Here is a 17,763-nt window from a genome sequence, read left to right on the forward strand (position 1 = left end):
CGAGAAAATAGCCGCTATGTTTAAGTGGTGCACATACGCGCAATATCATTAACTTATTAGTAAAAAAACAATGAATAAACCTATAAAAAAAATAGTGATTGCCGGTGGCGGTACCGCGGGTTGGATGAGTGCAGCACTGTTAACGAAAGTGCTAAAACAACGTGTGGATATCGAACTGGTTGAGTCGGAAGAAATCGGCATTATCGGCGTGGGCGAAGCAACCATTCCTCCCATCCAAACCTTTAATTCGGTGCTGGGGGTGGATGAAGCGGAATTCCTGCGCGAAACCAAAGCTACCATTAAAATGGCCATCCGCTTTGATAACTGGAAGCAGCAGGGCCACAGTTATTACCACACCTTTGGTGCGCCCGGTGCCACCATCGGTTTTAGTGCATTCCAACACCACTGGCTGCGCGCACGCCAGCAGGGGTTGAACACCACAATTTGGGATTACGATTTAAATTATCTCTGCTGCGAAGCCGGTGTGTTTGGTAAATTCGACGGCAAAGATCCAATGTACCAAATGCCCTATGCCTATCATTTTGATTCGGCACTTTATGGCCGCTACTTGCGCAAGCGCAGCGAACAGGCCGGTGTGGTGCGTACCGAAGGAAAAATTCGCGCCGCACACCTAAATCCCGACACAGGTTTTGTGCAGTCACTGTTAATGGAAGATGGCCGCGAGATTCACGGCGATTTATTTGTCGATTGCAGCGGTATGCGCGGCTTGTTAATTCAAGGTGCATTGCACACCGGTTACGAAGACTGGAATCACTGGCTGCCCTGTGATCGCGCGCTGGCTGTCCCCTCGGAGCGCTTCGAAAAAACCTTACCCTATACTCGCTCGATTGCACACAAAGCGGGTTGGCAATGGCGCATACCGCTCACCCATCGCAATGGCAATGGATTAGTTTACAGCTCACAGTATCTAAGTGACGATGAAGCAACGAATACCCTATTAAATAATCTGGATTCTGCGGCGCTTGCTGATCCCAAACCGATAAAATTTCGCACGGGTCGCACCCTGCAGCAGTGGAACAAAAATGTGATTGCGGTGGGGTTGTCGAGCGGATTTTTAGAGCCGCTGGAATCCACCAGCATTCACTTAATTCAATCGGCGGTTGTGCGCCTGTTAAAAAATTTCCCCAATCGTGGCATCAGTCAAGCGCAAGTGGATGAATACAATCGCGAGTCCAAACTTGAATACGAAACCGTGCGCGATTTTATTATTCTTCACTACCATGCCAATGAACGCGACGATTCGGATTTTTGGCGCAACCTGCGCACCATGGATATTCCCGATCGCCTCGCACACAAGCTCGCACTTTTCCGTGAAACCGGCACGCTCTTCAATGATCACGGCGATATTTTTCTGGATTCCTCCTGGCTGCAGGTAATGCTGGGGCAGGGCATTATGCCGCGCGATTATCACCCCTCTGCCGACATTCTGGACGCGGCGCAATTGCAATCCATGTTGGCGCGTATCGCGGCGGCCAAGCGTCAGCCACTGACACAATTACCCACTCACGATGCATTTTTGCAACACTACACCGGCGTGGTCTCCGCAGGAGTGCATCGTGGATAAACCTGTGCGCCTGGTGGTTTTAGGTGGCGGCACTGCCGGTTGGATGGCTGCCAATTTATTTGCCAAACGCTGGTCGCGCACGCAGGTGCACATTACCTTAATGGAGTCGCCGGAGATTCCTATTATCGGCGTGGGAGAAGGTTCAACCCCCTCGTTAAAACGCTTTTTTAAACAGCTGGATTTGACGGAGCAGGAATGGATGCCCGCCTGCCACGCTACCTACAAAACCAATATTCGATTTGCTGGCTGGAGCCCCGCATCGGGTGTGCAGGAATATTCCCACCCCTTTTATTCCCAACCCGATGTGTTTAATGAGCGTACTTTTTTTACCAATTGCCGCACACGCCGTCTGGGGTTGGATGTAATCACAGATCCGGAAAAGTTTTTTATCAACGGTGAATTGGCGCGGCAAGGCAAAATGCCCATCGCACCACCTAACTTCCCCTTTCAAATGGAATACGGCTATCACTTTGACTCGCAATTATTAGGGCGCTACTTGGCAAATGTGGCAAGGGCGCGCGGAGTTGTTCATCACCAAGCCACATTGGCAGAAGTATTGCGCAATGATCGCGGTGAAATCACTGCCTTGCAAACTGATGCCGGTGATTTGCTTGCCGGTGATTTTTTTATCGACTGCACCGGTTTTGCATCGCTGTTGATGCAGAAAGCATTGGCGGTTCCATTTCATTCTTACCAGCAACAATTATTCAATGACAGCGCCGTTGTTATGCCAACACCGGCATTGGCACAGCCACCGGTAGAAACCCGCTCCACCGCGTTAAGCGCGGGGTGGTGCTGGCAAATTCCGCTCACCCATCGCACCGGTAATGGCTATGTTTACAGCAGTCAATTTATCAGCCGTGATCAAGCGGAAACCGAATTTCGTGCGCACATTGGCATGAGTAATAGCAGCGAATCCTGCCGTCACTTAAGCATGCGTGTAGGGCAATTGGCACAGCACTGGTCGCACAATTGTGTGGGCTTGGGTTTGTCGCAAGGTTTTATCGAACCGCTGGAAGCCACAGCTTTGCATTTAGTGCAGCTCACAGTCGAAGCCTTAATGGATGCATGGGACGATCACCAATTTACCAGCAATGGGCGAGATCATTTTAACCGCACTGTTACCAATCACTTTGATGGTGTGCGCGACTATATTATTGCGCACTACAAATTAAATACGCGCGGCTTGAATAACACCCAAGGTAGCGACTACTGGCGCGCTAATCGCGACAACACTCAACTGCCGGAATCGCTATTACAAATTCTGGATGTCTGGTATCGCTGCGGTGACCTGACTGCCGAACTTGCCCAACGCACCATCAAGCCCGCGTTTAATAGCGCTTCCTGGCACTGTTTGCTCGCTGGCTATGGTGCATTTCCTCCGCTTGCTACTAATCAACCGGGGCAGGGCAAGGGCGATTTATACCGCGAGTGCAAGGTCGCCGATTTTGTAGAAGGCTGCGCAATGAATTTTCCGTTGTTTTTATAAATCTATCGTCGGGATAACACTATGAACCCTTCCAGTGAAAGTAAACGGTGTTTAACGCGTATTCTCCATGCCATCGATTTATCCTCGCTTTCAAAAACCGATCACAAGCTGTTGTTGTCCCGACTGGATCAACACTTTCCGGCACTGTTTGATTTGCTCTTGCAGGTGTACGACAAACACTACGACTTGCATTATCACCTGCAACAATTGGTGAAAACCCTCGCCAGTCAATTTGCCCAGCGCAATGCGCGCCTGAAAAAGAAAGACAAACAGCGCCTTGCTGATCCGCTCTGGCACAAATCGGAGCAGATGCTGGGTATGGCCTGTTATGTGGATTTAATCGCTGGCGATTTAAACGGTGTGCGTGAAAAAATTCCCTATTTCACGGAATTGGGGCTGACCTATTTACATTTAATGCCGCTCTATAAATCTCCAGAAGGGGATAGTGACGGTGGATATGCGGTATCGGATTATCGCTGCGTCAACCCGGTATTGGGCACAACAAAAGATTTGCAAATGTTGGCACAAGCTTTAAACGAAGCGGGCATTAGCCTGGTGTTGGACTTTGTGTTTAATCACACGGCTGACGATCACGCCTGGGCCAAGGCAGCCCGTGCGGGCGATGAGAAATATCAGGATTATTATTTAATGTTTGATGACCGGCAGCTTCCGGATCAATACGATGCAACCCTGCGTGAAATTTTCCCCAGTGTACGGCGCGGCAGTTTCAGTTATTTGCCAGACATTCAAAAATGGGTGTGGACAACCTTTAATAATTTCCAATGGGATTTAAATTACGGCAACCCCGCGGTATTTCGCGCAATTGTGGATGAAATGTTATTTCTCGCCAATCTGGGGTGCGATTCATTGCGGCTGGATGCATTGGCCTTTATTTGGAAAGACCTGGGCACTATGTGTGAAAATCGCCCCAAGGCCCATGCATTAATAAAAGCCTTTAATTGCTGCTTGCAAATCGTGGCACCGGCAGTGGTGTTTAAATCCGAAGCGATTGTGCATCCGGATGAAGTGGTGAAATACATCGCGCCCAACGAATGCCAACTCTCTTATAACCCCTTATTAATGGCGCTGTTGTGGAATAGCCTTGCCACGCAAAAAACGCGGTTGATTACCCAAAGTTTAAGCCACCGGTTTGCGATTAATCCGCAGTGTACTTGGGTGAATTATGTGCGCTGTCACGATGATATAGGTTGGACATTTGACGATGGCGACGCGGCGCATTTAGGTATTAATGGCTACAACCATCGGCTGTTTTTAAATCAGTTTTACACAGGCCGGTTTGAAAATTCATTTGCCGTTGGGTTGGGCTTCCAGGAGAACCCGGAAAATGGCGATTGCCGTGTGTGTGGTTCGCTCGCATCCCTCGCCGGGTTGCAACAAGCATTGGAGCGAAACTCGCCATCACTGATTGAATTGGCAATCAAACGCATGTTGTTATTGAACAGTGTGATATTAAGCATTGGCGGCATACCGCTGTTATACGCGGGCGATGAACTGGCCATGCTGAACGATTACAGTTTCCAAACCGATCCGCACAAATTGCACGATGCACGCTGGGTAAATCGTCCACGTATTGACGCACAAGCCATCGCATTGGCACATCAGCCTGGAACACCGCAATACCAGGTGAATGTAGGGCTGCGCAAAATGATTGCAACGCGAAAAAAATACCCGGTATTTGGTGCAGCGAGCACACAGGTTCTGCGTACAGGCAGCGACCATTGTTTTGCCTATTTGAGGCAAACGGATAACGGTGAGCGATTATTGGTACTGTGTAATTTCAGTGATAGCGAGCGCGAACTCAGCGCAGACATTTTGCATCACCTGCTGCCTGCGCGCGAAGTGACTGACCTGATTGAGCACCAGTCAGTTATGTTGGATTTCAGCAACCTCCTCCGGCTAACAGCCTATCAGGTGCTGTGGTTATATTTGCCAATAGCAGTGAACTAGCGAACAGGGTTATTGACGCGTTTCGCGGCGACGCAATAATTCAGCAACGGGATCTGCTGAATTGAGCTGTGCATCAATCAAATCCGCCTGCGCACGGGTTTGATGCAAGAGCGACATCAAGAGTCGCACTTCATCGTACATATCGCCGTGGGTTTCATTACACAGTCGACGCCCCATTTCTTGCGCAAGGCGCAAAATTTCAGCTAATTCACGCGCCGTTTCGCCCTGTTCTTCACGCAACCATTTTTCGTGGTTCATAATGTGGTGGCTCATAGTTTGTCTCCCATTAAACGCTGGCCTTTTGCCTATACAGCCTAGACCTTTGCATGGGGTTAAACAACGAGTTAAAACTAATAACCACCGGCGGGTATGCGTAAAAAGTTATTAAGAAAAAATGGGTATTGTGATGCTGTACTGTGCAATTTACACACTGAATCCCCAATGAGTCCCATTTGGTAATTCAATATCCAGGCGTAACTTTCCACCCGTTGCTTCTACATAGCGCTTCAAGGAAGAAAGTTTTATATCTCTACCGACCTTCTCCATTTCTGCAATCGTGGGCTGCTTAACGCCAAGCGCCGCAGCAATTTCCATTTGCGTTTTGTCTACGAGTTCACGTAACTCCGCTAAATGGATATTAAGCAGCATTGCATCTGCTTGCTCACGAGCTTGGGCCACGACCTCTGGTTTTTCGTTTGCAAGTATCTGTTCTAATGTTCTGGCCACAATGATCACCTCGTTTCCAATGTCTTTAAATGAGCGGTAAATTCTCTGTCTGCTATTGGGATCATGATTTTATAAAACCGTTTTTCATCGCCAGTTTTACAACCCGCACAGAGTAGAATTCCTCGGCGCAACGGGTCGAATGCAAAGAAGGCCCGAATAGGCTCTCCGTTACTCTGCACTCGTAGTTCCTTCATGTTGCCGTGAACTGAGCCCTTTACTGTGTCTGCGTAGGGCCTTGCGAGTTGCGGCCCTTTTTCCTTCAGTAGCAACAGTGAGGCGATTACGCTGGCCCTGTCGCTATCCTCCAATTCATCAAACCACTTATCAAAGGTATCGGTCGTCTCTATTTCCCACATTTGCCCTCCGGCGGTTACAGATTGTCCTTAATATAGGTTTAGACCTATTATTGATCTAAGCCTATGAAACTACTAATGGGGATAAGCTATGTATCAGAGGTTATCGATTTGTATTGTTAATCGATAAAAAGCCGGGCTTGGTGAGGCGGTTGATTACTTGATGCGCTTGCTTTGATAGCTATCCAATTCTTTGGTATCAACCATTGGCCAGCCTTCTTTATCCCAAGTGATGTTCATTATTTTTAGTTTCTGCAAATACTTATCTGCCGTTTCGTAGGCGTGCAGTACTAAATACTCTTTGCCGTCCCAGGAGTAAGCGCTGTTGTGGCCGAGGCCAACCCAGTTTTTGTTGCCAGTGATTAATAAACTGCCGCCACCTTCATTCATGTCTCTCCCAGCGCGATCAACGTAGGGGCCGGTTACTTGTTTGGAACGTCCAACCACTAAATGATAAGTAGAGTCTGCGCCTTTGCAGCACAGACCCCAACTAGCGAATAAGTAGTAGTAATCACCTTTGCGCAAAATAAATGGCGCTTCAATTTCGCCGGGACCTGCGTTGCTACTCGTGCCAGCCGGTACCTGATCGCGGCGCGCAATGGTGTGCCACTCTTGCGGTTCAGCAGGGCGGGTCAAGTCGCTGTTTAATTTAACTATTTTCAAACCGCCCCAGAAGGAGCCAAAACTCATCCAGGGTTGACCCTGCTCATCGAATATTACGGCGGCGTCAATGGCATTCCAGTTGTCGCGGTTGGGCACAGATTGAATCACTATGCCTTTGTCTTCCCAGCGATAGTCGGGGGATTTCGGGTTCAGTGTTTTATTCACCGTCACACCAATCGCGGAGGTGTTTTTGCCGAAGGCAGACACGGAGTAATACAAATAAAACAAGCCATTGTGCTGGATAATATCCGGCGCCCACAGGTGCCCGTTAAATTCCGGTGCGACTGATTTTGCCCAGTCCGGTTCGGCGGCAAACGCGCGATCGGAATAGCGCCAGTTCACCTTGTCGCTGGAGCTGTAAATAGTGATGCCAGGGCCAGTGCTAAACAGGTACCAGGTATTACCTTCCCGCGCCATGACCGGGTCGTGCACATCCACTTGCTTGGAATAACTCTGGCTGGCGATGAGCAGGCTGCCCAGCAAGAGGGCAAGCTTGCCAAACAGGTGACTACAAAGCTGCTGAAAGCGGTGTGGTAGGGGGCTGTTTACCATAGTTAACTCTCTTATAGGTCGATTTGTCTTAATATGTAATATAATATTATTCCATTAATAATAACAGTTAACCGGTGTAAAGGCCGGTTTCACAGAGGAGAGTAATCTATGACCAGTATCCAATTTCCCCCATGTTGCATCACGGCACTGCGCGCGGTCTTTATTCTTTTTACCAGTGTGCTGATAAGCGCATGCGGTGAGTCGAGCTCAACGAAGACGGCGGCGGTAAATGCATCTGCCGGGCAGGAATCCAGTTCGATAAGTAACGAGGCATTACCGGCGGCATTTATCCCCCAGCGCGCTGATCCACAAATTTATCGTACCGATTCAGGTCATTATTATTTTATTGCTACCGCGCCCAAGTTTGATCGCATCCAATTGCGCAGTGCCAGTTCCTTGCGTGGCCTTGCCAGTGCAGATGAAAAAACGATTTGGGAGAAACACGAGTCAGGCCCCATGAGTGACAGTATTTGGGCGCCGGAATTACATCGTTTTAATAACACCTGGTACATCTATTTTGCGGCGGGTGAGCAAGGTGTGGGCGGCAGTATTCGCATGTATGTATTGGCCAATGAAGCGGCCGATCCTATGCAGGGTGAGTGGAAAGAGCTAGGTCGTGTAAGCACCGCGCGTGATTCCTTCTCACTGGATGCCACCGTGTTTGAGCACAAAGGGCAGCGCTATTTGGTGTGGGCACAAAGCGATCCTGAGGGCACTATGAACTCAGCACTTTATCTCGCCACATTGGATTCACCCACTCAGGTTGGTGCGGTGGAAGTGGAAATTACTCGCCCCACGCTGGACTGGGAAATTCAGGGTTACAAAGTGAATGAAGGTGCGGCGGTGATTATTCGCAACGGCAAGATTTTTATCAGCTACTCTGCCAGCGCTACCGACCATCGCTATGCTGTGGGCTTGGTGTGGGCCGATGTGGAGGCGGATTTGCTGGACAAAGCCGCTTGGCACAAATCCCCCGAACCGATTTTTTTCACCAATGAAGCATTGAAACGCTTTGGCCCCGGCCACAACAGTTTTACGCTGGATGATGATGGTAAAACCGATGTGCTGGTATATCATGCGCGCGATTATGCAGAGCTGCAGGGCACACCGCTGACAGACCCCAATCGCCACACCTATATTCGCCGCCTCCACTGGACCAGCGAAGGTTTTCCGGATTTTGGGCAACACAGAACTGACAGCGAATGATCGCCGCGCTTGGCCATTACCATGATTAACCTACTACTATTTCAGCGATCGAGAGCTATTTTTTAATGAGCACATCTTCGGCAATTTCACAAAAACAATTCGGCACCACACCCGCAGGTGATGTTGTGACTGAATATACGCTGCGCAACAAACCCGGTAGCTGCGTAAAAATTATCACCCTTGGCGGCATCATCACCGAGTGGCATATGCGCGACAAACAGGGCACGCTGGCCGATGTGGTTTTGGGGTTTGATACCCTGGAGCCCTATTTGGAGGTTGGACCCTATTTTGGTGCTGTGATTGGCCGCGTTGGTAATCGTATCGCCAATGCACAATTCACATTGGATGGCGAGACTTACCATTTAACGGCGAACAACGGCAGCAATAATTTGCACGGCGGCCCCGTCGGTTTTGATAAAAAAGTCTGGAGTGCTTCCACCGCTGAAGATGCAAATGGGCCGATTTTAACATTGCAGTTGTTGAGTGAAGATGGCGACCAGGGCTTTCCCGGAAATTTGAGTGTGACTGTTACTTATCAATTCACACATAATGGTGAGTTGATTGTGGATTACTTCGCCACAACTGACAAAGCCACACCGGTAAACCTCACGCAGCACAGTTATTTTAACCTCGCCGCATTCAGTGCAGAGAGTGGGGGCGACATTCTCAACCACAAAGCGCAAATATTTGCCGATCATATTAACGCCGTTAATGAAGCACAAATTCCAGTGGGCGATTTAATGCCCGTGGCAGGAACCCCATTTGATTTCCGCGCGCCGCGTTTAATTGGCGAGCTAATTAATGCGGATCATGAACAAATCAAAAATGGCTTTGGTTACGATCACAATTTTATTATCAACCAAAAATCCTACAAAGAGCTTACCTTGGCTGCGCGGGTGGAAGAGCAAACCTCTGGCCGAGTGTTGGAAGTCTTTACCCAAGAGCCGGGCGTACAATTTTATTCCGGTAATTTTTTGGATGGCTCGCTCAGTGGCAAAGGCATCACCTACCAAAAACGTAGCGGCTTCTGCCTGGAGCCCCAACACCACCCGGATTCCATCAACCAATCGCAATTCCCGTCGATAGTCTTGCGCCCTGGCGATGAATATAAAACCCGCACTATTTTTAAATTGTCGGTGAAGTGATTTTTAATTAACGTTGCGATCTAAACAAAAACGCCCTGCATAAAGATGCAGGGCGTTTTTTTATTAGTGGCTGAATTCGTTCAATCCATCATTTCAAACTAGAGACTAAGTCGCGGCAAATAACCACCGGGAATAATCCCGAATACCGAAAGCACTATCAGGATCAGCATGATAATAAATAAAACCCTTACTACTTGGGCAACGGGTGACGGCAGGGGCAGCAGGGCTACCAACCACCAAATCAGGCCGAAGACGACCAGATAGACGATAAGGTTAATAATAGAGTCCATAGTGTTTTCCTTTATAAATTGCTAACGAGGGGCGGCCAGTGTTGGCCTGTAAGTTGTTCTTATCTTACGTAAAACCCCGTTTGCCGACGGTGCGTTAGCGAACCCAACCGGTGCTTGTCGGGTTTTATATTTCTCCTTTTGATTGTAAATATTCTTGAAAAGCCTTGGGCTGGGAGGATTTTTCTGGGTAAAATCAATTTGTCTTATAATATTAAGACAATATCAATCACAACCTACCGTCTAACAATAATCTACAGGTAATCATTATGTTTAAATCGATCTTAGCGGGGCTTGGCCTCTGGCTGTGTTGCTATGGTGCATCGGCTATTACACTTTCCGGGTTAACCAATTCCCATGATCCGGGCACCATCGTTAAGGATGGCAATACCTACTTTCACTTCACCACGGGTACGGGAATCTGGTACTCCACATCGACCAACCTCACCACCTGGACGGGCGGGCCTGCGCCGGTGTTTACCACCTATCCCAGTTGGATTTACAGCAAAATCCCCGGTTTTAGTGGTTCTTTCTGGGCGCCGGACATTATTCACATGAACGGCTATTACTACCTTTATTACTCGGTATCCACCTTTGGTACTTCGGTATCGGCAATCGGTGTTGCGCGTTCGGCGTCGCTCACCTCGCCAAGTTGGCAGGATCTTGGTTTGGTGGTGGAGTCATGGGGCGGCAGTGCGGAAATCAATGCGATTGATCCGGCGCTCTACCGCGATCACGACGGTAAGGTGTACATGAGTTATGGCTCATTTTTTGGCGGCATTGGTTTGGCGGAAATTAACCAGAGCACCGGGAAGCTCAACGGCAGTGTGACCAAAATTTACGGCGGTAATCACGCCGATATTGAAGCGCCCTATATTTCACGCAATGGTGATTATTACTACCTTTTTATTAATCGCGGCGCTTGTTGTAACGGCGCGAGCAGTACCTACTACGTGCAAGTCGCGCGCTCTACCTCCATTTACGGCCCTTACACCAATGTGCGTACCCTGTTGCCCAATACCGACGGCAAATACAAAGGCCCCGGGCACATTGGTGTATTGAAGCAAGATGGTTGTAATTACACCTCCATCCACTATTACGACTTGAACGATAACGGTAATGCCAAGCTGGATATTTTAAGCATGACTTACAGTAATGGCTGGCCGACATTGACGCGCAATTTTTCTGTTGCCAGTTGCGGCGGTGTAAGCGATGGCTTGTATCGCATTACTGCACGTCACAGCAATAAAGATCTTATGCCCGCTGCAAAATCGTCGGCCAATGGTGCCATGATTCAACAAGAAACCTGGAATAGTTATCGCGCACAACAATGGTATGTGATTAATCAGGGCACGGGTTACTACAGTGTGATTAATGCGGCTAGCCTGAAAAGTCTGGATGTGTACGACAACTCAACCGCCGCTGGCGCCAACATTGCTCAGTGGGATTATTGGGGTGGTGCAGGGCAAAAGTGGAGCCTGACGAATAGCAGTGGTTACTACACGCTTCGCTCACAACTGAGTAATTTGCCGTTGGATGTATTGAATGTAAGTACCGCCAACGGTGCGCAAATTATTCAATGGAATGCCACCGGTGCTACCAACCAACAATTCAGTTTGACCCGCTTGAAATAAAACTGGGTGGGAAAAATAACGCCTTCCAGTACTCATGTTGCTGGAGGGCGTTACGCTTTTCTAACCTGCATTAAAAAATAAATGGAGATATACGATGAAAAAAATAGCCAGTATTTTGCTTGTGATAGGTATAGGGGTTTTGGGTAGTGGGTGCAGTAAAAAGGTGCCAGACGTGATTACCAGCCCCGACACAAATATCAGTGTTAGCATATTTGTGACAGAGCAAAATACCCTGGCTTATTCGGTAACGCGTGCGGCGCAACCGGTGATTTTGCAATCAGATTTGGGCTTGCAATTAACCTCTGCCGATTTCACTCAAGGTGTCACTATTGAATCGCGTTCTCGCGTGATCCCCGTAAGTGATGATTACACCCTGCGTGTCGGTAAAAAAAGTCACATCACCTACCATGCCAATGAACAAACATTTTCAATTTTGAATGCGCAACAGCAAAAACTGATACTGACTTTTCGCGTATCTGATGATGGCGTTGCCTTTCGCTATGCGGTGAAGGATTCCCTTATCGCCAACAAAACATTTGTTAACGAAACGACCAGTTTTCAGTTCGCCGAAAATACCCGCGCCTGGTTGCAACCTATGTCCGTTGCTCAAACCGGCTGGAGCAATACCAATCCCTCCTATGAAGAGCATTATCAAATGGATATTGCCGTAGGTACGCCCTCCACTCTGGGGGCGGGTTGGGCATTTCCCGCGCTATTTAAAACCGGCGATAATTGGGTGTTGGTATCCGAAGCCGGAATCAATCGCGATTGGCATGCCTCGCGTTTGCATCATGAATCCCCCAATGGCGAGTACCGCGTTGCACCGCCACAATCTCCAGAGATTTTTATCGCCCCTAACGGTGAAAAAGGTGCTTTGCTTGCTAACAGCAGTGGCGATTTAATCTCTCCCTGGCGCATCCTGGCAATGGGTGATTTACCGCGCATTATGGAATCCACCTTGGGGACTGATCTCGCTGAGCCTGCTATCAGTGTGCCGGACGAAGCGATAAAACCCGGTCACGCTTCCTGGAGCTGGGCAATATTAAAAGATGATTTCACCACCTTTGATGTACAGAAAACCTTTATCGATTACGCCGCTGAAATGCATTGGGATTACACCCTGATTGATGCCGATTGGGATAAAAAAATCGGTTATGAAAAGTTGCAGGAATTGGTGGATTACGCGGCGCAAAAAAAAATCGGCATTCTGGTGTGGTACAACTCCTCGGGCGATTGGAATAAAACACCCTATAGCCCCAAAAGTGAATTGCTTAGCCATGAGCAGCGCAAAGCTGTATTTGCGCGACTGAAAAAAATAGGCGTGAAAGGATTAAAAATAGATTTCTTCGCCGGCGATGGGCAATCCATGATTGCCTATTACACCGATATCATGATTGATGCAGCAGCAGAGGGATTGCTACTCAATTTCCACGGTGCAACCTTACCGCGCGGCTGGCAGCGCACCTATCCCCATTTAATGACAGTAGAGGCGATCAAAGGCTTCGAATTCACCACCTTCTCTCAAGCCGATCAAGACTCGGTAGCGGCACACGTAGCAATGTCGTTATTTGCTCGCAACGTGTTTGACCCTATGGATTTCACGCCCATGGCCTTTGGTGATATTCCCAATATTAAACGTGTCACTGAAAATTCATTTGAATTGGCTGAGTCAGTATTAATGATTTCCGGCATCCAACATTTTGCGGAAATTCCGGAAGGCATGGCCACCGCACCTGAATACGTGAAACAGTTTTTACAAGACTTGCCGCGCGAGTGGGACGAGGTGAAGTTTATCGATGGCTACCCCGGTAAATACGCTGCTATTGCTCGTCGCGCCGGTGATGTGTGGTACATCGCCGGTATTAATGCGGAGCAAGACAATAAAACGCTGAATCTGGATCTAGGCTTTGCTGCTCATAAAAACGCCGTGTTAATTACCAGTGGTGATACTGAGCGCAGTTTTTCACAGCAAGATATAGGGGCGGCGACAACACTCACTATTACCTTGCGCCCCAGTGCCGGTTTTGTGATGGTGCTGAAATAAAATTAAAAATGAGAAACATAAATGTGAGAGAGGTGTTATGAAAAAATTATTATCCTTATTGTTATTGCCAACGCTATTGCTCGGCTGCGGTAAAGAGCCTGATGCGCCCACCGAAAAAAGCGCGGTATCTACCGCGCAAAGCGAATCAGGCCAAACAGCCGGGCAGTTGGCCAATACGTTTACCAATCCTATTTTTCCCAACAGTGCAGACCCATGGCTGGAATATTTTGACGGCAATTATTATTTAACCACTACCACCTGGACATCGCAGTTGGTTATGCGGAAATCCCCCACCTTGGGCGGCCTTGCAACAGCCACACCTATTAATGTGTGGTCTGAAAGTGATTTGGGGCGCTGCTGTAACTTTTGGGCGTTTGAATTCCATCGCCTGAATACACCAAATGGATACCGTTGGTACTTAATGTATACCTCAGGTGTTGCGGAAAATTTGGATCGACAGCATTTAAGCGTGATTGAAAGCCAGGGCGAAGACCCGCTAGGCCCCTACACCTACAAAGGCTCACCCATGCCCGATATTTGGAATATCGATGGCAATTACCTTGAGCACAATGGTCAATTGTATTTGCTTTGGTCGCAGTGGGTGGGTGATGAGCAAACTATTTGGATTTCCAAAATGAGCAACCCCTGGACCGTAGAAGGCGAGCGTGTATTAATTGTGCGCCCGCAATACGAATGGGAATTTTCTGGTCGTAAAGTAAATGAAGGCCCGGAAATTTTAAAACGCAACGGCAAAACGTTTATGGTGTATTCCGCAAGCTATTGCAACACGCCGGACTACAAATTGGGGTTGATTGAATTGGTGGGGGATGATCCGTTAAAAGTGGATTCCTGGCATAAATTTGACAAGCCAGTATTTAGCAAAGGCAATGGTGTTTACGGTCCTGGCCACAATGGTTTCTTTAAATCGCCCGATGGTACAGAAGACTGGTTGATTTACCACGGTAATGCCAGTGAGCTGGAAGGCTGTAGCAGTACGCGCTCTGTTCGCGCACAAAAATTTACCTGGAATGACGATGACACGCCGAACTTTGGTGAGCCAGTTGCCGCCGGTACACCGGTTGCATCTCCTTCTGGTGAGAATGGTCCTTTGATCACTACAGTGCAGGGCACACAAGTTTCATTGGTAAACAAAGCTGATAATAGTTGTGTGGTGTCTGACAATAATGGAAGCATTTCTGTTGCAGCTTGTGATGATACTAATGCCGGGGAGAATACAGCTGTAACTTGGAGTCTGGATTACACCACCAATGGCAATTACCGTTTAGTAAATAGTAGCGGACTATTTTTAACGGCTGGTGCTGCGCAATGTGATTTGGATAAAACAGGCGAATTAGCCGCCCTGCCGTGGCATAACCAACTCTGCCAGCAGTGGCAAGTAAAACCGCATTTGCTCGGCTGGGTAACACTGGTCAATGCACAAACCCAGGAAGAGTTGCGTTTTGCAAATTGTCAGGAGTCTAAGCCAAAAGAAGTAGCAAAATCAGTGGATGATATTCCTCAGTTTGTTACAGAAAAAGCGGCATGCGTGCAATGGCGTTTGCAACCGGAGCATGAGCTTGCCATCACCAGTATCCAAAGCGGCAGGGCCATTTCCATTGCTGCTAATAGCATTGTGCCGGGCAGTAATATCGAACAACGCGAGTGGCAAAATAGCGTCGGTCAGCGCTGGAATATAACGGCGGCTAATGAAGGCTATTTTTATATCCAATCCAGCGCTAATACACAGCTGTGTATGGCGGTTGCCGGAAAATCGATTGTCCCCGGCAGCAATGTCGAATTAGCGCAATGCGGTGAAGACTATACACAATGGCAAGTGGAATTCCTGGCTGATGGCACCGTTAAACTCGCTAATCGCAAAAGCGCCCTGGTACTGGACTTGGCCCATGGCGCCATTGCCGATCACGCCAATTTCGCACAAGCCCAATGGCTGAACAGCGACGGTCAACGTTTCCAACTCAAATCCATTCACTAATATTGACTAGAGGCGGGTAGCGCGCAAGTGCTACCCGCCCGGCAGCCTTTGTTTTGCACTTCATAAATGAACCGGTTATGCTGCGTTGCGCGGGCGCAGCAGCGGCTAGTCACTTGGGTGTGGCTAGGGGGGCGAGCTGATCTTGCGGTTTCTCTTCACTCCATACCAACCAATAAAATCAAGAACCGGTATATGCGCCCAGTTTTGTTATCCCTCTGGTTTGGCCTGTATATGGCCTGTTTGGTGCTCTGGGCTCCGCGTCTGTGCGCGCAGCCGCTTGAAGAGCAAAAGGTTGTTGCTTCGTATTTGTACAACTTTGCCAAACATATCGAATGGCCTAATGTTAAATCCCTTCGCTCGTTTAATATTGCCCTTTATGGTGATGCTGACCCCGCATTGGTGTCCGCATTAGCGGTGATGCGTGAAAAAGTAAAGATTCATGGGCTGCCTGTCAGCTATCAGCAGGTGACGGCAGCGGATGATTTGTCGACCTATCAGTTGGTGTATCTGGAACGCACCGATAAAAAAACCATCAGCGATATTTATGATGCCTTGGATGGCAAGCCGGTATTGCTAGTTACGCGCGATTACAACAATAAACAACTAGTGATGATCAATTTAATAAGCTCGACGCGCGGGCGTATTAAATTCGAGGTGAATAAACCCAATATTATTAATCAGGGGTTAGCGGTTCAGTCTGAATTGATTTTAAGTGGCGGTACCGAAATTGATGTGGCGCGCTTGTATCGCGAGGGACAAGCTTCATTGGCTGCCTTGCAAAAGCAGTTGCGCAACCGCGAGAAAATTTTAAAAGAATTAACGGCTTCCATCGATAATCAGGAGCGGATTAACCATAACCTGCAGCAACAGATGGCTGACTTGGCAAGGAACATTGATGCCAGTGATACACTGATCGCCGAGCAAAAAAGTCAGTTGCAACAGCAGCAGTCGCAGATTGAACTGAGCCGTCAAGAACGGGAAACGCTAGTGCATGAAGTGCAGTCGCGCACCGCTGAGTTGGATTCGCAGCAAGACTATTTGAAAAATATTCTGAGTGAAATTGACTCCCGTGAAAAGCGCCTTGCCTATTTGAATACGACGATTGGATCCTTGGAAAAAACCATTCTTGAACAAAAAAATGCGATTGTTGGTTTGGATCAGATGGTGGATTCACAGCAGGTCGCATTGCGTTATTTGTGGGGCTCTGTGGTTTTAGGGGTGCTGTTAATCATCACTGTTTTTATTGCCTATATTATCAAGCGGCGTGACAACCGGCGCTTGGCAATTCGCAGTCAGGATCTGCAGCTGGCGCAGGATCGCCTCGCTATTGCCAAACGTAAAGCGGAGGATGCCAGCCAAGCCAAGGGTGAGTTTCTTTCGCTGATGAGCCATGAATTGCGTACGCCGCTGCAATCGATTATTGGCTATACCGAAGTCGTTATTGAAGAGTTAAAGCTGGCCGACGATGAAACCCATATTAATGATTTGCAGCGTGTGATTAATAACGGTGAGCGCTTATTAAAGCTGATTAACGGCGTGTTGGATTTAGCCAAAATTGAAGCGGGTGGCATGGAGCTGGATCTCACGCCGGTGCGCCTGTCGCGTTTGGTGGATGAAGCGCTGGGTGCGGTTGGTCCGCTGTTGGAAAAAAATGCTATAGCCTTGCGCGTGGATGTGGATGATGGTGAAACCCTGCCCGCTGCCGATCCGGAAAAGCTGTTGCATATTTTAATCAACCTGTTGGGCAATGCGATTAAATTTGCTCCACGGGGTAAGGTGGAAGTGCAGGCTTACCATCGCCCTGAGCAAATATTTATCAGCGTGACCGATAGCGGAATAGGTATTTCTGAGGAGCAACAGGCGAGTATTTTTGATCCATTCAAACAAGCCGATTCCAGTACTACCCGTAAATATCAGGGCAGTGGTTTAGGTTTATCCATTAGTCGTCAGCTGTGTGAAATTATGGGCGGTACTCTTCGTGTGGAAAGCGAGTTAGGTCGCGGTGCCCGTTTTATTGTGGAGCTGCCACTGCCCATTAAACCGCTGATAACACTGCCGCATAAAGAACAATAATCGTGCTGCTGTAACCGGAAGAGCTGTGCTATACCTTGCGTTAGG

The 17,763-nt window shown here is 48.4% G+C and carries 14 protein-coding genes; 9 read left to right on the forward strand and 5 right to left on the reverse strand.

The window, feature by feature from the left end:
• Positions 1-70: 70 nt before the first annotated feature.
• Genes B0D95_RS19995 through B0D95_RS20005 form a run of 3 tightly spaced genes read left to right on the forward strand, consistent with a single transcriptional unit; the run spans position 71 to position 5,042 of the window.
• Positions 71-1,585, forward strand: coding sequence for a tryptophan halogenase family protein (locus B0D95_RS19995; RefSeq protein WP_078045518.1), 1,515 nt, complete (start codon positions 71-73; stop codon positions 1,583-1,585).
• Positions 1,578-3,074 (forward strand): tryptophan halogenase family protein, encoded by a 1,497-nt coding sequence (locus B0D95_RS20000; protein ID WP_078045519.1) that lies wholly within the window; start codon positions 1,578-1,580, stop codon positions 3,072-3,074. Before B0D95_RS19995 ends, B0D95_RS20000 begins: the two co-directional genes overlap by 8 nt.
• Positions 3,075-3,095: 21 nt before the next feature.
• A complete protein-coding gene (locus B0D95_RS20005; protein ID WP_078045520.1) occupies positions 3,096-5,042 on the forward strand; it encodes an amylosucrase in 1,947 nt (648 codons plus the stop codon).
• A gap of 9 nt (positions 5,043-5,051) precedes the next feature.
• Here the strand turns inward: B0D95_RS20005 and B0D95_RS20010 are convergent, their stop codons facing one another.
• The 4 genes from B0D95_RS20010 to B0D95_RS20025 all read right to left on the reverse strand — a co-directional run bounded on the left by B0D95_RS20010 (position 5,052) and on the right by B0D95_RS20025 (position 7,336).
• Positions 5,052-5,315 carry a hypothetical protein gene (locus B0D95_RS20010; RefSeq protein ID WP_078045521.1) on the reverse strand — a complete coding sequence of 88 codons (264 nt, stop codon included), beginning with the start codon at positions 5,313-5,315 and terminating at the stop codon, positions 5,052-5,054.
• Positions 5,316-5,465: 150 nt separating this feature from the next.
• On the reverse strand, positions 5,466-5,768 hold the full coding sequence (locus B0D95_RS20015; RefSeq protein ID WP_078045847.1) for a helix-turn-helix domain-containing protein: 303 nt from the start codon (positions 5,766-5,768) through the stop codon (positions 5,466-5,468).
• Between the two features lie 5 nt (positions 5,769-5,773).
• Positions 5,774-6,124: a type II toxin-antitoxin system RelE/ParE family toxin gene (locus tag B0D95_RS20020; RefSeq protein ID WP_078045522.1), complete on the reverse strand. Its 351-nt coding sequence runs from the start codon at positions 6,122-6,124 to the stop codon at positions 5,774-5,776.
• Positions 6,125-6,277: 153 nt separating this feature from the next.
• On the reverse strand, positions 6,278-7,336 hold the full coding sequence (locus tag B0D95_RS20025; protein WP_078045523.1) for an arabinan endo-1,5-alpha-L-arabinosidase: 1,059 nt from the start codon (positions 7,334-7,336) through the stop codon (positions 6,278-6,280).
• A 108-nt stretch (positions 7,337-7,444) separates the two neighbouring features.
• Between B0D95_RS20025 and B0D95_RS20030 the strand changes: the two genes are divergently transcribed.
• The gene (locus B0D95_RS20030; RefSeq protein WP_078045524.1) at positions 7,445-8,542 is read left to right on the forward strand and encodes a family 43 glycosylhydrolase; all 1,098 of its coding nucleotides are present in this window, start codon (positions 7,445-7,447) and stop codon (positions 8,540-8,542) included.
• Between the two features lie 65 nt (positions 8,543-8,607).
• On the forward strand, positions 8,608-9,687 hold the full coding sequence (locus B0D95_RS20035) for an aldose epimerase family protein (protein WP_078045525.1): 1,080 nt from the start codon (positions 8,608-8,610) through the stop codon (positions 9,685-9,687).
• A gap of 98 nt (positions 9,688-9,785) precedes the next feature.
• Here the strand turns inward: B0D95_RS20035 and B0D95_RS20040 are convergent, their stop codons facing one another.
• Positions 9,786-9,977, reverse strand: coding sequence for a Thivi_2564 family membrane protein (locus tag B0D95_RS20040; protein WP_078045526.1), 192 nt, complete (start codon positions 9,975-9,977; stop codon positions 9,786-9,788).
• Positions 9,978-10,243: 266 nt separating this feature from the next.
• Between B0D95_RS20040 and B0D95_RS20045 the strand changes: the two genes are divergently transcribed.
• The 4 genes from B0D95_RS20045 (at position 10,244) to B0D95_RS20060 (ending at position 17,718) form a co-directional block, all read left to right on the forward strand.
• Complete coding sequence (locus B0D95_RS20045; RefSeq protein WP_078045527.1) at positions 10,244-11,608, forward strand: family 43 glycosylhydrolase; 1,365 nt, start codon at positions 10,244-10,246, stop codon at positions 11,606-11,608.
• Between the two features lie 94 nt (positions 11,609-11,702).
• On the forward strand, positions 11,703-13,652 hold the full coding sequence (locus B0D95_RS20050) for a glycoside hydrolase family 97 protein (protein ID WP_078045528.1): 1,950 nt from the start codon (positions 11,703-11,705) through the stop codon (positions 13,650-13,652).
• A 37-nt stretch (positions 13,653-13,689) separates the two neighbouring features.
• Complete coding sequence (locus B0D95_RS20055) at positions 13,690-15,645, forward strand: family 43 glycosylhydrolase (protein ID WP_078045529.1); 1,956 nt, start codon at positions 13,690-13,692, stop codon at positions 15,643-15,645.
• Between the two features lie 192 nt (positions 15,646-15,837).
• Positions 15,838-17,718 (forward strand): YfiR/HmsC family protein, encoded by a 1,881-nt coding sequence (locus tag B0D95_RS20060; protein WP_168172498.1) that lies wholly within the window; start codon positions 15,838-15,840, stop codon positions 17,716-17,718.
• Positions 17,719-17,763 lie beyond the last annotated feature (45 nt).

The sequence above is a fragment of the Cellvibrio sp. PSBB023 genome, assembly GCF_002007605.1.
GTDB lineage: Bacteria > Pseudomonadota > Gammaproteobacteria > Pseudomonadales > Cellvibrionaceae > Cellvibrio.